The following is a 15,814-nucleotide window of genomic DNA, read 5'->3' as shown; positions in this document are numbered from 1 at the left end:
GGGGTTCAAACTATGAAATTCGATTCACTCACGTATCCGTTTTCATCGAGAAGAAGCGTGGTCTACGCTGAAAAAGGCATGGTAGCGACAGCCCAGCCGCTCGCGGCGCAGGCAGGGTTGCGCATCCTGATGCAGGGAGGGAATGCCGTCGATGCGGCCATCGCGACTGCCGCATGCCTGACCGTTGTTGAACCGACGGCAAACGGCATTGGGGGCGACGCGTTCGCGATCATCTCTGTCAACGGCAAATTGCACGGCTTGAACGCGAGCGGCTACGCACCCCATGGCATCTCACGCGAAGCGGTGCGTGCGCGCGGTCATGAAAAAATGCCACACCTCGGTGTATTGCCCATTACGGTGCCGGGTGCGCCCGCAGGATGGGTCGAGATGTCGCGGCGCTTTGGTCGCTTGCCGCTCGAAGACGTGTTAAAGCCGGCGATTGACTATGCGCAAAATGGCTACCCGCTTTCTCCTGGTGTCGCACACGACTGGGCGCGCGCGGCAAAAGCGTATGGCGCAGCGAGCGACAAGGCGGTTGCGTCGTGGTTTGAGACGTTTGCGCGCGGAGGATTCTCTGCGAAACCGGGCGCGCGGGCGTACTTGCCTGATCACGCGGCAACCCTTATGAGCATCGCAAAATCAGCGGGAGAGAGCTTTTATCGCGGTGAACTCGCCGAGAAAATGGCGGCGTTTGTGCAGGCAAACGGGGGATTTCTCACGCGCGACGATCTGGCGGCGTATGCGCCGGAGTGGGTGGATCCGATCGGTGCGACCTATCGCGGGCACACCGTTTGGGAGATTCCCCCGAATGGGCAGGGCATCATCGCGCAGATGGCTTTGCGCATCCTGGACTCATTCCTCTTTGCAGAGTTTGGCTCGGCGCATACGGTACACGTCCAGCTTGAGGCGATGAAGATGGCGTTTTCGGAGGGGTTGCGCGAGATTAGCGATCCGCGCGCAATGCGTGTATCCGTCGAATCGCTGCTGTCTGACGCGTTTGCCCGATCGCGCGCGGCGCGCATTTGCGAGCAAGCGCTCGATCCAGATCCTGTGACCCCGCATCCGGGCGGGACGGTGTATCTTGCGACGGCAGATGGTGACGGCCAGATGGTCTCGATGATTCAGAGTAACTACATGGGGTTTGGCAGCGGCGTCGTCGTTCCCGGTACGGGGATCTCCATGCAGAATCGCGGCCATACGTTCTCGCTTGATGAATCTCACGTCAACCGCTTGGAGCCAGGCAAGAAAACCTATCACACGATCATCCCAGGATTTTTGACAAAAGGCGATACGCCGATTGGACCGTTTGGCGTCATGGGCGGATTTATGCAGCCGCAAGGCCATGTTCAAGTGATCATGAACACGCTTGATTTTCACATGAATCCACAGGCGGCACTTGACGCGCCGCGCTGGCAGTGGACAGCAGGAAAATCGGTTGACGTAGAGCACACAATGCCAGCGCATGTGATTGAAGATTTGGTGCGGCGCGGGCATGACGTGCGGGTGCAATTGGCCGGGCGCAACTTTGGTCGCGGCCAGATCATCTGGCGCGATGAGCAGGGCGTCTTTTGTGGTGGCACGGAGGCGCGCGCAGACGGTCAGATCGCGGCTTGGTAACATGCGCGATGTATTGGCAATGCGCATGATCGGTCTAGTCCAAGAGGCTTTTGGCACGCGCATGCACGCAGCAGTCTTTGAGCGGGCAATCGCTGCAAAGCGGGTCTTTTACGCGGCACAGCTGATTGCCTAAACGATCGATCAAGGCGTGGTAGCGATTGTACAAGAGCGCGTCTGGCGGGAGGCGTTCCATGAAATAGGCGCGCCACGCCTCGTACGAATCGCGCTCCGGGCCGATGCCAACGCGTCGCATGATGCGCTTGGTGTACGTGTCGATCACGAAGGATGGCTGATTGGCCGCGTAGAGGAGGATATCGTCTGCGGTCTCAGGGCCAATCCCTGGAGCCAAAAGAAGGAGTCTGCGCAATTCAGTGAGATCGCGCGCAAACAGTTGGTCGAGATTGTCTTTGCACTGCGCTTCGATCCAGAAGGCAAACGCCTTCAAACGGGCGGCCTTGCTCTGATAAAAACGTGTCGAGCGTACGCATGCGGCGAGTTCTTCGATCGGCGCCTCTCGCAGCGCGAGAAACGTAAATCCGAATTTTTCGCGCACGAGTTGGAGTGCCTTCTCCGTGTTTTTCCACGATACATTTTGAACGAGAATGGCGCCAATGATCATCTCTTCGCGCGATGCAGCAGGCCACCACTGCGGGTCGCCAAAGTGTGCGAGGAGTTTTTGGTAGAGCGTGAGGATGTGATCGCTCTGCGCTTTTGCATCTGTAGCTTGCGACTCGGCGCAATCTGCACAAGGCTGTGTTTCGTCTTGAGGTGTCATCGGCGTCATCTCGCTTTCGCGCACTTCTTGATTTGCATCCAAAATTTCCTTTATCATCCACCAAAAACTTTATGGAATGTTTATAATAGTCTCATGGGCAGGCATCATACTTTCGGCTGAGAGGGTGCACATGATGACAGGTTCAGGTCTTGGTCCTAACAAGCGAGGCGTTATGCCTTCTTTTGAAAGCGTTGAAGAAGAGCGTCGTCACCGCAAAGAGCGGTTGGCTGGCGCTTTTCGTCTATTCTCGCTCTTTGGATTTAATGAAGGTGTCGCGGGCCATATCACTGTGCGCGATCCTGAACATCGGGATCAATTCTGGGTCAATCCATTCGGCATGCATTTTGGTCATATTCGAGTTTCTGATCTGCTGCTGGTCAATCACGCCGGGGAGATCGTGGAAGGCAAAGGTGCGCTAAACGCTGCGGCATTTGCCATTCACTCACAGGTTCACCTTGCGCGACCTGACGTGATCGCAGCGGCACACGCGCATTCTGTGTATGGCAAGGCGTGGTCGAGCCTCGGACGCCTGCTTGAACCGATCACGCAAGACGCGTGCGCTTTTTATGAAGATCACGTTCTCTTTGATGATTATACTGGGGTCGTCTACGATCTTGAAGAGGGAAAACGCATCAGCGCGACGCTTGGGACAACCAAAGCGGCAATCTTGCGCAATCACGGTTTGTTGACGGTGGGGCAGAGTGTTGATGAGGCAGCCTGGTGGTTTATCACGATGGAGCGTTCGTGTCAGGCGCAATTGCTCGCAGAAGCGGTTGGAGAACCTGTTTTGATTGATCCTCCATACGCGGCGCTCACTGCACAGCAAGTGGGTTCTCATCAAGCAGGATGGTTTAGTTTTCAACCATTGTGGGACAAAATCTCCCGTGAGCAGCCCGATCTGTTCGAGTGAGTCAAGGAGTTGCCAATGAATACTGGCACGTCAGTCCTGTTAAATTTTTTGATCATTATTGTTTTGGTGTTTGTCGATTATTTCATGGTTCAATCTTTCTCGCGACTGCGCGAGATGCAGTCCACGGTACGAACGATCCGCTCACTGGTGACAATCCTGTCCTGTATTCTTGTTCCGATTTCGGTGACAGGCAAGCTTGACTATAATTTTGAACTTGTCCCACTCTTGATTGGTTCACTCTACTCTGGCGTGCAGGCGGCGACCGTACTTTTTGCGGCGACGCTCGGGATGGAGTGGATTTTGGATGGCACGGCACATGCGACCGGTTTTGCCGTGACCTCCGTGGTGCTTTTTCCGTTTGTCGCGGCACTCTCGGACTTTTATCTCAAACAGAGACTGATCTGGCGAAATGTTCTTTTCGTTGTGCTGTTGGTGGGAGCGACGACGCTCCACGTCGCTCTTCTTGTGCGCGTGACAGGCATATGTGAAGCAAATAATCTCTATTTGATTCTTTTAAACCTGGCGGTCGGCTGGATCAATGTGATGCTGGTGGAGATTTTCAATGAGCTTACGCGCATGCGAGAGCGCATCTTCGGCTATGAAAAACTGTCGTTTGCTCGTGAACTCGCCGCAGCCTTCGCACATGAGATACGAAATCCCTTGACGGTGGCAAAGGGATTTGTGCAGCTTTTGCGGGAAACGCCAATTCATGAGGAGAAACAGAATGCATACCTGTCCTTGATTGAAGAAGATCTGGCGCATGCAGAACAGATTATTAACGATTATTTGGTCTATGCCCGCCCAGAACTCGCAAGTGTGGAAGAAATCGAAGTAACGGCAGAACTTCGTCACGTTTCTGACCTTATGTATTCCTATGGTGTCGGGCATGGCGTCAATGTGACGGTTTTTCTTCATTGTCAAGAGACATACATCATAGGCGATCGCGGGAAGCTTTATCAGGCGCTGATCAACATCATGAAAAATGGCATTGAGGCGATGAGTGAGGGTGGGACATTAACGGTGCGACTCTCGCGCTTAAACAAGCAACTCGCGATTGCGATTCAGGATCAGGGTGTGGGCATGACAGATGAGGAAGTCAAGCGACTCGGCATTCCGTTTTATTCAAATAAAGCCAATGGCACGGGCCTTGGCATGATGGTTTCTTATTCCATCATTGAAATGATGAAAGGACAGGTGCACGTGATGAGTGAAAAAGGCGTGGGTACCGTTTTTACCATTCTCTTTCCAATCGCACGTGAAGGGTGATGACATGGAGGAATTGAAGATTGCGCAGATCGACGGAGTGCGCGTCATTACGCTGAATCGACCGGAGCGGTTGAACGCGCTCCATGAAGCGCTGGCAGACGAACTCGTAAAGGCGCTGGCAGACGCGTCGCGTGACGACGAGGTGCGCGTTGTCGTTTTAACAGGTGCGGGAAGAGGTTTTTGCGCGGGACTCGATCTCACTTCGCAGTCGCTTGAAAAGGAAAGTCAACGGTCGCGCGCAGTGCAGCTTGATCCACTTGGGTGGGTAGGGCGGCAGGCGCTGGCAGTGACTGCGTGTGACAAACCGGTCATCGCGGCGATGAATGGTATTGCGGCTGGTGCGGGCCTTGCGCTCGCCCTCGCGTGCGATCTTCGCTACATCGCAGAAGATGCCACGCTCACGACGGGCTACATCCGGCGCGGACTGTCGCCGGACGCCGGTGTGACGTATTTTTTGCCGCGACTTTGTGGGATGGCTGACGCGACAGAACTCATCATGACGGGGCGTACGGTGACGGCGGATGAGGCGAACGCGCTGCGCATCGTGAATCGCGTATTTGCGCGCGCAACGTTCCAGGAAGAGGTCATGAAAATAGCCCGCGAACTGGCCGCGGGCCCGCCGCTTGCCTTGACGCATTCAAAGCGGCTGCTCGCAGGAACCTACGATCATTCTCTCGCGGATCAACTCAAACTGGAGTGGACGGCGATTCACCAGTGTTTTGCGTCTGAAGATGTGAGAGAGGGTATCCAGTCTTTTCTTGAAAAACGGGCGCCGCAGTTTACTGGGAAATAACTTTTTGTGTGGGGTGGGTGAACGAATGAGCCAGGTTCAGGATCGGCTATTTGCCGGGAAGGTTGCACTCGTGACAGGGGGAGGAACTGGGATTGGCAAAGGAATTGCAAAAGAGCTCGCAGCGCGAGGGGCGCATGTCATCATCGCCAGTCGCTCGCTGGAAAACCTGACGCCTGCGGTCGCAGAGGTGACTGCACAAGGCGGTTCGATTGAAGCGCACATCATGGATGTGCGAAACACCGATCAGATTGAGGCGCTTTTAAAAACGGTTAAACAGACGCGAAGAGGGATCGATTTTCTTGTTAACAATGCGGCCGGCAATTTTCTCGTACCCACCCGCAAGCTGTCGTACAACGGATGGAAAACCGTGATTGACATTGTATTGAATGGCACTTTTTATTGCACAAAAGTCTTTGGCGAAGACATGATCGAGCGGGGGGAGGGCGGAAAAATCATCAATATCGTGGCGACATACGCCTGGCATGGTTCGCCTGGTGTTGTCCATTCGGCCGCCGCCAAGGCGGGAGTGGTCGCACTGACACGATCTCTCGCCGTTGAGTGGGCGCCCTATGACCTGCAAATCAATGCGATTGCACCTGGGCCCATCGAAGGTACAGGCGGACAGGAGCGCCTGTTTCCAGATGAGGTGGTTGAGGCGGTGCGCCAATCGATCCCGGCCAAGCGACTTGGGCAGACGAGCGAGGTCGGCAAAGCTGCGGCGTTTTTGCTCAGCCCAGACGCTTCATTTATCACAGGAGAAGTGTTGACGATGGACGGCGGCGCCTGGCTTGGCAAAGGGATGTTGGAAAGGTTTGCAGAAATGCCAACCTTTCGCAAAGGAACGCCGTAATAATCGAGTCTTCTTGCGCCGAGAATCTTACGAGTGCACCTTTTCGCGCGCGTGAAGCGGCGTAGCAGATCGTCCGCTGCGCGCAGCCATCAGTTCAGAGAGAATGCTGACGGCCACTTCCTCAACGGTTTCGCTGCCAAGATCCAGGCCGACAGGTGCGTGAAAAGGACCGTCGACAAGCGTCAACTGGGTGGCTTCCAGCATCTCTTTTGTTCTTGCGAGTGGGCCGAGTACACCGATATAGCGCGGATTCGTGCGCGCAGCCAGAGCGATCGAAGCCTCATCACGGGCTTGATGGTGATTCATGATGACCCAAAACGCGTCAGCAAACATTGCTTGATCAACCGAGTCTGCTTCGGCCACGTGGTGATTCGCCCCAGGAAAGCGCTCTGCTTGGTTGAATGCCTTGCGAGGATCAAGGATGGTCACTGCGAATCCAACCTGCTGTGCCATCGCGCACAGTGGAATCGCGTCATGGCCTGCGCCGCAGATGACGAGGTGTTCGGGCTTTCGCATTGTGTCGACAAAATAGTTTTTTTGCCCTGCAGCGATGCATTCTGCACGCGTTCGCGTGGTTGCCCGCGCGCGTCCGTGCTCCACCACTTCAGGTTCAATTTGGCACTCGGTATAGATCAGATCGTCGCCAGAGAGGAGCGCTCGCCCCCCCGCTGGCAACTCCATGATCATCGTGACAGGGTGATCGGATTCGATCGCGCTAAACAGGGATTGATAGAATGGGTCGTTTTCCCGAACAGGCCACACCATGATCTCGACCATGCCTTTGCAGCCGATCCCAAGGCTCCAGAGTTCATTCTCGCGCAAGTCATAGGTGCATAAGCGCGGATGTCCGTCGCTCATCGCCTCCAGTGCGTAATTCAACAGATCGCCTTCGAGGCATCCACCGCTCAACGTGCCATACATGGATTCGTCTTCCGTCATCATCATTTTCGCGCCGGGTTGCCGATAGGCCGAACCGATGACAGACGTAATTGACAAAAGGCAGGCAGCCTGCCCACGTGTGAACGCATCTTTGATTCGCTCGACGATTGCGCGCGCCTCCAAGAGTCTGGACATCAAAATCTACCCTCTTTCTGTCATGAATGGCCTGGAGGCGATCGATATTACGCCCTCAAGAAACAGCAGTAGATACCTCGTATAGGGTCTTGCAGTCTGGCGAGCAGAAACCTTCATGTTCGGCGAGGCAATGGTCACAGACCAGGTGTTGATTGTGACAGAAATCATATTTGCAATTGATAAATCGCTCGGTTGGCGCGTCACAGTGATGGCAGCGTCCGACGATGACCTGATCCTGTGTGCGATTGATCGGTACAGACTGCCGTTCGTCAAAAACATAGCATTTCCCGTCAAACAGCGCGCCCTGCGCGATTTCATCCTTACCATATGTCACGATCCCGCCATCGAGTTGGGCGACATTCGTGAACCCTGCTTCAAGCAAATAGGCAGACAGTTTCTCACAGCGAATCCCACCGGTGCAGTACGTGAGCAGCGGACGATCTTTTGGAACGTTCAGGTGCTCATCAATCCATGCCGGGAATTCGCGAAATGTACTTAGATCGGGGCGAATCGCTCCGCGAAAGTGGCCAAGGTCATACTCGTAGTCACTGCGTCCGTCAAGGATGATCGTATCCGGTTGGTTCATTGCCTCAAGCCAATCTTTGGGAGAGAGACGTGCGCCTGTTTTTTTTGTCGGATCGATCGGCACTGGGGAATCAAAGCGAACGATTTCTTTGCGGTATTTCACGCTCAGTTTTGGGAACGCGTGGCCGGATGCCTCGTCGACTTTAAAAACCATCGATTGAAAACGCTCATCTGCACGCATCGCGTCCATATACGCAATCGCCTGTTCGCGCGTTCCGGAGACGGTGCCATTAATCCCTTCCGGCGCGATGAGAATGCGTCCTTTCAATGAGAGTGCTTTGCATAGCTCGCGTTGATTTTCCATGAGTGCAAGCGGGTCTGCAATCGGTGTAAAATAGTAGTAGAGAAGGATTAAATAGTCCTGCTCCACAGTGTTTTCCAGTTTAGGAGTTGTCACAGGCCTCATGTTGTTCCTCGTTTCTTTGCAGTTGCAATGGAGCAACTGCACCGTGTTCTTGTCACACCATCGTACCAGAATTTCATAGAAACGAAAACGAGAGGATGAAATGAATGAATCAGCTGCCATTTCAGACGCGCCGGCAGGCGCTCTACAAAGTGATGAAGGAAGGGGACATGCTTGTTTTTTTTGCAGGAACGGCCGTACATCGCTCGGCAGACGCCCACTACCCGTTCTCTGTGAATCGCAATTTTTACTATCTTACCGGTATCGACGCAAAGGATGCTCGCCTTGTCGCGATAAAGACGAAACGGGAGATTCGGGAGACGCTTTATATCGCAAGACCAGACCCGGAACGTGAAAAGTGGGACGGCTACATGCTGACGGCCGATCAAGCGAAGGACACATCAGGTGTCGAACGCATCCAATTTCTCGATCAGTGGTCGCGGGATGAGACTGAATGGTTGGTTCACGATCACGTGAAAACCATTCTCCTGGATCTCGAACCGCTTCACTCCTCCCATGTTCATTCGGATGCGCACCATTATGCAAAAGAGATGAGTGCGAAACACCCGTATCTGCGAATGGATACCATTCATGAACAACTGTGGAGAATGCGCATGATCAAGGATGAGACAGAGATTGCCGCGATGCGCAAGGCGATAGAGATTACGCATGAAGGGCTCTCGCAGATGCTGGCAGGCTTTCGACCAGGAGAGCATGAATACGCATTTCAAGCGCGTTTTGACTATGCGCTGCGTCTGCAGGGAGCGCGCGAGAATGCGTTTGAGAGCATTGTCGCAGGTGGTGCGCGAGCAACAGTGCTTCACTACATTGAGAACCAAGCGGCGGTACAGGATGGAGAGCTTGTGCTCTTTGATTTGGGCGCAGCCTATAGGCACTATTGTGCAGATATCAGCCGCACTTTTCCTGTATCGGGTGAGTTTAGCGAACGGCAGCGACAGGTGTACGACGTGGTTTGCCAGGCGCTCGAAGAGACGACTGCAAAGATTAAACCGGGTGTCAGATTCACAGAATTGAACGACTGTGCGAAAACCATTTTGGCAGATGGCTTGATGCGCATTGGCGTTATGGCGACGTCCGAGCAACTCTCCCAATATTATTATCACTCGGTTGGGCACTATCTTGGACTTGATACGCACGATGTGGGCGATCGCAAAGAAACGCTGCTTGAACCGGGCATGGTGGTCACTGTGGAACCAGGTCTTTATATTGCGGAGTGGGACATTGGCATTCGTTTGGAAGATGATGTGCTCGTGACAGAGGACGGGCATGACGTATTGTCAAAGGCGATTCCCAGGCGCGCAGACGATGTGCTTGAGTGGATGAAAAACATGCGTTGACGCAGACAGATCACGAAAGCCACCGCGTCGCGCGGTGGCTTTTCACTTGGCCTTTAGTGCAGTTTAGTGTATGAGTTCGCGAGCACGGTCGCACAATTCCCTATGCATCTTCGTGAGCATCTCAGGTGTCATGGGACGCGCCACGACATAGCCTTGCGCATAGTCACAACCCTCTTGACGCATCCAATGAATCTGTTCAATGTGTTCCATACCTTCGGCGATCACGCGCAGATTCAACTCACGCGCCAGCGCCAAAATCGCAGTCACTATGAAACGCGGGTTCTGATCATCCGACGAGATTCTTGTGAAGGACTTGTCGACTTTGATGACGTTGATGGGGAATTGCTGCAGGTAGGAGAGTGAGGAGTAGCCTGTCCCAAAATCGTCGATGGCAATGCGAACGCCGAGATCTCGAAGTTGGCGCAGTTTATTCATGATCAGATCTGTATTTTTCATGGCGAGGCTCTCCGTGATCTCAAGACCAAGCGATGTTGGAGAAAGTCCTGTCTCACGAAGAACATCCTGAATGGATGTGATCAGATCGGGTGACTGAAACTGGCGCGGAGAGAGATTGACCCAAACCGTCTCGTATGAGATGCCTTGACGCTCCCAGAGCTTCATCTCCTGACAGGCCATGCGCAGCACGATCACACCCAATTCGACGATCAGCCCGCACTCTTCAGCGAGTTGAATGAACTCCCCCGGGGAGAGCAGCCCGCGCGTAGGGTGCTGCCAACGAACCAATGCCTCCACGCCGGTGATGGTTCCTGCTGACAGATGAATTTGAGGCTGGTAATAAACCGTGATTTCTCCGTTGCTAAGCCCTTCCCGCAGTTCGTGTTCCAATGTAAGCGACTGTTCGTCCTGCAAGGTTTCCTCGAATACCGTGACGATATTTCTTCCCGCGTGTTTTGAGCGATACATCGCGATGTCCGCATGTTTCATCAGCGTATCAAAGTCGCTCTCTTTTTTCTCAATCAAAGCGACGCCAAGACTTGCGGTAAGGTAGAGCACGTGAGCGTTTACGGAGAGGGGTGATGCGATCGCATCCAGTATTCGGTTACAAACGTGATCAATATCTAAGGTGGAATTCATTTCTGTCAAAAGCACGGTGAACTCATCGCCACCCATACGGGCAACCATATCTTTGGATTTCACCCCGTTTCGCAAACGCTCAGATACATGCCTCAAAACCATGTCGCCAAAATCGTGGCCGAGGGAATCATTGATCGTTTTAAAGCGATCTAGATCGATCAGAACCAGTGCAGAAAACGTCTGTGAGCTCCGCATTTGCGCGATCGTCTCTTGGACATGTTCACGAAAGCGCCGACGGTTTGGCAACTGCGTCAAAGGATCGTGAAATGCCAATGTCAGCATTTCTTTCTCGGTTGCTCTATGTTTTGTGATATCGCGTGAGACGGTGACGATATGCCTGCGTCCGGATTCTGTCGCAATCGCGGTCGCATGCGTTTCGAGGAGGAGATAAGAATCATTGAGTGTGCGGATGCGAAACTCGAATTGGCGAAAGTCTTCTGCTTTATCCATTTGTGTAAACGCGTTTCGAATAAAAGGGAGATCGTCAGGATGAATCATTGCAAAGAATTCATGCGCATGTTCGTTTGGTTGATACCCAAGCATTGTGAGATGGTTTGGTGAGGCATAGAACAGTTCATCGTCTTCATTAAAAACCGCGATCAGATCCGACGTATGTTCGGCAATTATTCGATAATGGAGTTCCGTGCGTTTCAGGTGACGGTTCATCTTGCGGTGCATAAAGGTTTCGCGCGCGATCATTGCCGAAACGGTCGCGAATACGGCAATAAATGCAAATCCGTGCCACGGATTTTGGAGGATTTCGCGCCGCGAAAAGAAAAAAATGATATTAGCGATTGAGAAGATCAGTGAAATGATGCGCGAACGCCCGGTAAAGCGGCTTGAAAGATAGAGAAATACGAGAGCAAAGAGCGCTAAAAGCGTCGCCAGGTGAAACCCGAGAATGGCGAGCACCGCGAGAGAAGACGGAATAAACACCAAGAGAAGGCGGCTGTTCCACTCTGTCGGAAGAGAGCCTGCGTTCACGAAAGGTTGAAGAATGAAGATCACTCCGGTGGCATCTAATGCGAAATAAGCCGTCTGCTTTCGAAAAGTCGAAAGGATTCAAAGAAATGAAGCATGAATTGAATCTACCATAAGATGGGTGATTTCGGCAATATTCGACAAAAAATGACATAGAAGGGGAGATGGCGAGAAACCCGCCGCTCCCCTTCCGCGATCTGACTTTGTCACGCGCGCGGCGGTATGATCATGAACGCGTCAGGCAGAAACCGCATCCCATATGGAGGATTGTTTGTGTCCGGCGTGTTGACGAGTTGTGCTGGCTTTCCAGGGAAATGCACCATCATCGTGGCCGATCCGCCGCCGTCGAGGTTAAACGCATTGACCACTCCTTGGCTAGCCAAAATCGAAGCAACTTGGCCGAGCGACGCGCCGACATCCCAGAAGCCGTTTCCCCAGCGACCGTCATTTACGTAAAAGACGATAGCTCCGTTGGCTTTTTGGCCGATCACCGTGCGCGGCGCGTAGCCCCAACCGTCGGTGCCAGTGACAAGCACTTTTCCGTTTGCGATCAGTTCAGGCCCGAATTGAATGGCGTATTTGACGTGCTGAGAAAGCATGTATGACGTCGAGTACGCGCCCATAAACCATTTGCCGCCAGCCGTCATGCCCATGACTTGATTCGTCCCGGCAAGATAGGACGCGGGACTGATCAGTTTGCCGTTGATGATGATCAGGCCAATCGGGGTCCCGCCGTTGCCGTCGCCGCCTGGATCGTTGAATCCGCCCGCATTGATTCCGGCGACTGCGTGATATAAATTCATCGATTCGCGCAGCGTAAGTCCGCGGCCATCCGGTCCTCCGGTGGTTTTTACAAGGTGCAGCCAGGAAGGATGCGCGATGGTGATCTCATGGGCGGTAAACCCATTCTCATGCAGTGTTTGTACTTGGATGCTTTTCGTAATCTGACTCGCAGTAGGAACTCCGCTAACATCCTGTGCCGAGCCACTTGGAAATAAATTGACGAGCGCAGGATGCATAAACTGATACGCGATCTGCGATAGACTGGAACCCGGAAGCAAGTATTTTGCGAGATAGCGGTGCTGGGATGTATACAGATCCTCTGCGAGAATGTAGCGTAAGTTGTAAAATCCGTTTGTCGCGACAATTGTACCAACGATGAACGTCGCGATACCCCAGCCGATGAATCTGCGCAGTCGGCGCTTTTTTTTCATGCGGGCATTTCGGGATAACGCTTCTTGTTTGGTGTTTGTTTGTGTCGTCTGCGAATCTTGTTGATGGTGAGTCTTGAGTTCCGTGATGGTCGTCTCCTTTGGAAAAACAATAAAGTCTATTATACGCACCTTTCAATCTAGGTCGATCCAATTCAATCATCGTTCATGAACCTGACGATTATCTGGGAAATTCATCTGAAATACAGCGAAATTTTCTGGTAAAAAAGGCAACACCGACCGCGCGAGGGCGATCGGTGTTTGTTTGGCACACCTCTTGGTGTGATGGGCGTTTAGTTGCGCGAGATGAGCTGACTTGTGCGTCGGCGGTACTGGTACTGTTTCCACTGAAACCGCACGAAGCAACCGACGCAAAACCCCGCGATCGCGACTGCGGCGGCAAGACCCACCATGGTCTCAAAGATAAGCGCGAGCACGTGTTGGTGAAACCATGTCGCGAGCATACATGCCGCGAGTAGTGAAACGGCGATCCACTGGTTAAACTGTTGCTGTGTGCGATCTTCTTGGATGTAAGAGGAGAGCGGTTTGCGAAGTGCCGCTTTTGCCGCGAGCATGATCGGGTTTTTGCCAAAAACCAATCCGGAGATTCCAGCGAGCAGTGGCACGAGCAGAACCCATGTGGCGCCGAACAGCAGTGAGACAATGACAGACAGGACGATGATCCATTGGTTTGCCCGGATCAGCGGGCGCGGTATCGTTTGATTCATACGCTTAATACCCCTTTATCCGACTTGTTTAATGAGTATTGTCTACCATCGATCCATTTGCGTCAAGTGGAAGTTTGAAACGCAAACGCGTTTGTTCCTGGATGACGTTGGCAGATTGAACGTGGTACCATGACAAGCAGGAGCGGATCTTTAGGATTTCGCAACAAGGAGGAGATGTGCAGTGGGAACACAAGTTGTCAATACAACATCGTCGGATCTTGACCGTCGGCTCAAAGCAGGGGAAAAGGTGGTGCTGATCGATGTTCGGGAGCCGTCTGAAGTTGCAGAAGGAAAGATTCCAGGCGCGATCAACATTCCCTTGGGGCAATTGCCTGATCGGCTTAAGGAGATCGACGCTGATAAAGAAGCGGTGATCATCTGCCGCAGCGGCGGACGCAGCACGCGCGCGTGTGAAATTCTTTTGGAGAATGGGTTTCAACATGTAAAAAATCTGTCCGGCGGAATGCTCGGTTGGTCTGGCGACGTGGAGTAGTGCTGAGGATTGCCGCGAAGGTCTGATCGATTTGGATGCGCGGTGGTGTAGCCAATCTACGCATCGCGGTGATGAAAATTTTTTAGGTTAGCGCCCTTGTATAGGGTGCTTTTTTCTGTTCTATGATGTATATATGTTATATAACGAATAGAATAAAGGTGAATCGCTTGTTTTTAAACTTGGAACTCGAGAGTGAGACGCCACTCTATCTGCAAATTCGCGATCAAATCATCGAAGGTTTAGCGTGCGGGGCGCTCCGTGATGGTGAATCGCTGCCCTCAACAAGACAGTTGGCGATGGATTTTGGGATTAACTTTCACACTGTCAACAAGGCATACGACATGCTGCGGCAGGAGGGAATCCTGCGCCTGAATCGCAAGACAGGCGCCATCGTCTCACTCACGCAAGCCGATCCTTCGTTCGCTCTCGCGTGGACGGCGCGCTTGCGCGTTTTGCTCGCAGAGGCGCATGTCAAAGGCGTGACCAGTGAGATGATCGACCACGCTGTGCGCGGCATCATGGCTTCGTTTCAATCGCAAAAGGAGGGAGAACAATGAATCCCATTCTCATGATCACAGGCGTGATCACGCTGTTGATCCTTGTCTTGCAGTGGATCATGCCAAAAGTCGTCGAGCCAACTGTTCCTTTTGGCGTCCGCATTCCACCTGATCGTCTGCAAGATCCGGCTGTGCGCAAGGCGCAAAAAACGTATGCGCGAGGACTGTTCTTTGCACTTCTTATCTGTGTCGCAGCGTGGAGCTCACTCTGGCGCTTTGGCCTGCGCGGAACAACGCTGGAAGTGCTGGCGTCGATGCTTCCACTGTTGCCGCTTTTACTTGATTTTGCGATGTACTATACCATTCATCGCCGTTTGCAAAAAACAAAACGCGATGAACGGTGGATGGATGGGTACCGGCAGGTCATCACGGTCGATACCCATGCAGCGACACGGCGAAAGGCGGTGTCGTGGATGTGGTCGCTGCCAACGGTTGCACTCTTGCTTGCTGGATTTGCAGCCGGCATCCTGCGCTATCCGCAGATCCCACATGTATTTCCGGTTCACTTTAACGCGCAGGGTGTGGCAAACGGGTTTGCCACAAAGTCCTTCATGAGCGTATTTACATTGTCTTTTCTAGGTCTTGGTCTGTTCATACTCATGATCGTTTTACAGCGTGCCACGCTTCGAATAAGTGGCAATCTCGATCCCGCCGATCCGGTCGGATCAGCGCAGCATATCGCCTTGCGCATGAGGCGCTTGTTTCACGCAACTTGGCTTTTGATCGCGTTTGTGAACGCAAGCCTGTTTTTGGGCGAACTGTCCTTGTGGGGCGTAATTTCTACAGCGCCGAATGCCATGATGCTGACCACCATGCTCCCGATCATTGCAGGAATGGTTGTCTTGGTTTTTACGCTGGGCAGCTTTATGCGCAAGGCCCCTGCTGAATTCTCGAACGGCTCGGAATCGGCTCGCGTTGTGCGTCGGGATGATGATGTCCTTTGGGTACTCGGTGTTTTTTACTTCAATCGCGAGGATCCGCGTTGGCTGGTTGAAAAGCGGTTTGGTGTAGGCTTTACTACGAATTTTGCACATCCGCTTTCATGGGTGCTGCTCGGCGGCATTGTCGTGATCGTGGTTGGCAGTATCTTTTTAGTACCTCACGTAAAGAAAGGGTGA

At 53.0% G+C, this 15,814-nt stretch carries 15 protein-coding genes; 9 read left to right on the top strand and 6 right to left on the bottom strand.

Features of this window, described 5'->3' with window-relative positions; translation table 11 throughout:
• The first annotated feature begins 12 nt into the window (after nt 1-12).
• Nucleotides 13-1,617 carry a gamma-glutamyltransferase family protein gene (locus ATW55_RS14365; RefSeq protein ID WP_067719770.1) on the top strand — a complete coding sequence of 535 codons (1,605 nt, stop codon included), beginning with the start codon at nt 13-15 and terminating at the stop codon, nt 1,615-1,617.
• A 34-nt stretch (nt 1,618-1,651) separates the two neighbouring features.
• On the opposite strand, the gene ATW55_RS14360 is transcribed toward ATW55_RS14365, so the two are convergent.
• The gene (locus tag ATW55_RS14360) at nt 1,652-2,434 is read right to left on the bottom strand and encodes an endonuclease III domain-containing protein (protein WP_160327262.1); all 783 of its coding nucleotides are present in this window, start codon (nt 2,432-2,434) and stop codon (nt 1,652-1,654) included.
• A gap of 88 nt (nt 2,435-2,522) precedes the next feature.
• On the opposite strand from ATW55_RS14360, the gene ATW55_RS14355 reads away from it, so the two are divergent.
• From ATW55_RS14355 to ATW55_RS14340, 4 genes are read left to right on the top strand one after another with little or no spacing between them, the layout of a single operon-like run.
• A complete protein-coding gene (locus ATW55_RS14355) occupies nt 2,523-3,302 on the top strand; it encodes a class II aldolase/adducin family protein (RefSeq protein ID WP_082685881.1) in 780 nt (259 codons plus the stop codon).
• Nucleotides 3,303-3,317: 15 nt separating this feature from the next.
• The gene (locus ATW55_RS14350) at nt 3,318-4,568 is read left to right on the top strand and encodes an ATP-binding protein (RefSeq protein ID WP_067719453.1); all 1,251 of its coding nucleotides are present in this window, start codon (nt 3,318-3,320) and stop codon (nt 4,566-4,568) included.
• Between the two features lie 4 nt (nt 4,569-4,572).
• Nucleotides 4,573-5,361, top strand: coding sequence for an enoyl-CoA hydratase/isomerase family protein (locus tag ATW55_RS14345; RefSeq protein WP_067719450.1), 789 nt, complete (start codon nt 4,573-4,575; stop codon nt 5,359-5,361).
• A gap of 25 nt (nt 5,362-5,386) precedes the next feature.
• Nucleotides 5,387-6,211 (top strand): SDR family oxidoreductase, encoded by an 825-nt coding sequence (locus tag ATW55_RS14340; protein WP_067719446.1) that lies wholly within the window; start codon nt 5,387-5,389, stop codon nt 6,209-6,211.
• A gap of 27 nt (nt 6,212-6,238) precedes the next feature.
• Here ATW55_RS14340 and ATW55_RS14335 read toward each other — a convergent pair whose 3' ends face one another.
• A complete protein-coding gene (locus ATW55_RS14335; protein ID WP_067719442.1) occupies nt 6,239-7,285 on the bottom strand; it encodes an XdhC family protein in 1,047 nt (348 codons plus the stop codon).
• A 55-nt stretch (nt 7,286-7,340) separates the two neighbouring features.
• Nucleotides 7,341-8,276 carry a rhodanese-related sulfurtransferase gene (locus tag ATW55_RS14330; RefSeq protein ID WP_067719439.1) on the bottom strand — a complete coding sequence of 312 codons (936 nt, stop codon included), beginning with the start codon at nt 8,274-8,276 and terminating at the stop codon, nt 7,341-7,343.
• A 104-nt stretch (nt 8,277-8,380) separates the two neighbouring features.
• Between ATW55_RS14330 and ATW55_RS14325 the strand changes: the two genes are divergently transcribed.
• Complete coding sequence (locus ATW55_RS14325) at nt 8,381-9,631, top strand: aminopeptidase P family protein (protein WP_067719436.1); 1,251 nt, start codon at nt 8,381-8,383, stop codon at nt 9,629-9,631.
• Between the two features lie 63 nt (nt 9,632-9,694).
• On the opposite strand, the gene ATW55_RS14320 is transcribed toward ATW55_RS14325, so the two are convergent.
• The 3 genes from ATW55_RS14320 to ATW55_RS14310 all read right to left on the bottom strand — a co-directional run bounded on the left by ATW55_RS14320 (nt 9,695) and on the right by ATW55_RS14310 (nt 13,646).
• On the bottom strand, nt 9,695-11,734 hold the full coding sequence (locus tag ATW55_RS14320; protein ID WP_067719433.1) for a putative bifunctional diguanylate cyclase/phosphodiesterase: 2,040 nt from the start codon (nt 11,732-11,734) through the stop codon (nt 9,695-9,697).
• Between the two features lie 179 nt (nt 11,735-11,913).
• Nucleotides 11,914-12,921, bottom strand: coding sequence for a phosphodiester glycosidase family protein (locus ATW55_RS14315; RefSeq protein ID WP_153005178.1), 1,008 nt, complete (start codon nt 12,919-12,921; stop codon nt 11,914-11,916).
• A gap of 290 nt (nt 12,922-13,211) precedes the next feature.
• Complete coding sequence (locus tag ATW55_RS14310) at nt 13,212-13,646, bottom strand: DUF4395 domain-containing protein (RefSeq protein WP_067719426.1); 435 nt, start codon at nt 13,644-13,646, stop codon at nt 13,212-13,214.
• Between the two features lie 181 nt (nt 13,647-13,827).
• Between ATW55_RS14310 and ATW55_RS14305 the strand changes: the two genes are divergently transcribed.
• From ATW55_RS14305 to ATW55_RS14295, 3 genes are all read left to right on the top strand, one after another.
• Nucleotides 13,828-14,139, top strand: coding sequence for a rhodanese-like domain-containing protein (locus ATW55_RS14305; RefSeq protein ID WP_067719423.1), 312 nt, complete (start codon nt 13,828-13,830; stop codon nt 14,137-14,139).
• Between the two features lie 158 nt (nt 14,140-14,297).
• Complete coding sequence (locus ATW55_RS14300) at nt 14,298-14,696, top strand: GntR family transcriptional regulator (protein WP_201024997.1); 399 nt, start codon at nt 14,298-14,300, stop codon at nt 14,694-14,696.
• Nucleotides 14,693-15,814, top strand: coding sequence for a DUF1648 domain-containing protein (locus tag ATW55_RS14295; protein WP_067719414.1), 1,122 nt, complete (start codon nt 14,693-14,695; stop codon nt 15,812-15,814). Before ATW55_RS14300 ends, ATW55_RS14295 begins: the two co-directional genes overlap by 4 nt.

It is taken from the genome of Ferroacidibacillus organovorans, assembly GCF_001516615.1.
GTDB lineage: Bacteria > Bacillota > Bacilli > Alicyclobacillales > SLC66 > Ferroacidibacillus > Ferroacidibacillus ferrooxidans_B.
The sequence above is the reverse complement of the archived record's forward strand: the minus strand, read 5'-3'. Positions and strand labels throughout refer to the sequence as shown.

Excerpts from the sequence above, each read along its gene's own strand:
- ATW55_RS14365 (WP_067719770.1), top strand. The coding sequence starts at position 13 with ATGAAATTCGATTCACTCACGTATCCGTTTTCATCGAGAAGAAGCGTG.
- ATW55_RS14355 (WP_082685881.1), top strand. The coding sequence starts at position 2,523 with ATGATGACAGGTTCAGGTCTTGGTCCTAACAAGCGAGGCGTTATGCCT.
- ATW55_RS14350 (WP_067719453.1), top strand. The coding sequence starts at position 3,318 with ATGAATACTGGCACGTCAGTCCTGTTAAATTTTTTGATCATTATTGTT.
- ATW55_RS14345 (WP_067719450.1), top strand. The coding sequence starts at position 4,573 with ATGGAGGAATTGAAGATTGCGCAGATCGACGGAGTGCGCGTCATTACG.
- ATW55_RS14340 (WP_067719446.1), top strand. The coding sequence starts at position 5,387 with ATGAGCCAGGTTCAGGATCGGCTATTTGCCGGGAAGGTTGCACTCGTG.
- ATW55_RS14335 (WP_067719442.1), bottom strand. The coding sequence starts at position 7,285 with ATGTCCAGACTCTTGGAGGCGCGCGCAATCGTCGAGCGAATCAAAGAT.
- ATW55_RS14330 (WP_067719439.1), bottom strand. The coding sequence starts at position 8,276 with ATGAGGCCTGTGACAACTCCTAAACTGGAAAACACTGTGGAGCAGGAC.
- ATW55_RS14325 (WP_067719436.1), top strand. The coding sequence starts at position 8,381 with ATGAATCAGCTGCCATTTCAGACGCGCCGGCAGGCGCTCTACAAAGTG.
- ATW55_RS14315 (WP_153005178.1), bottom strand. The coding sequence starts at position 12,921 with ATGAAAAAAAAGCGCCGACTGCGCAGATTCATCGGCTGGGGTATCGCG.
- ATW55_RS14310 (WP_067719426.1), bottom strand. The coding sequence starts at position 13,646 with ATGAATCAAACGATACCGCGCCCGCTGATCCGGGCAAACCAATGGATC.
- ATW55_RS14295 (WP_067719414.1), top strand. The coding sequence starts at position 14,693 with ATGAATCCCATTCTCATGATCACAGGCGTGATCACGCTGTTGATCCTT.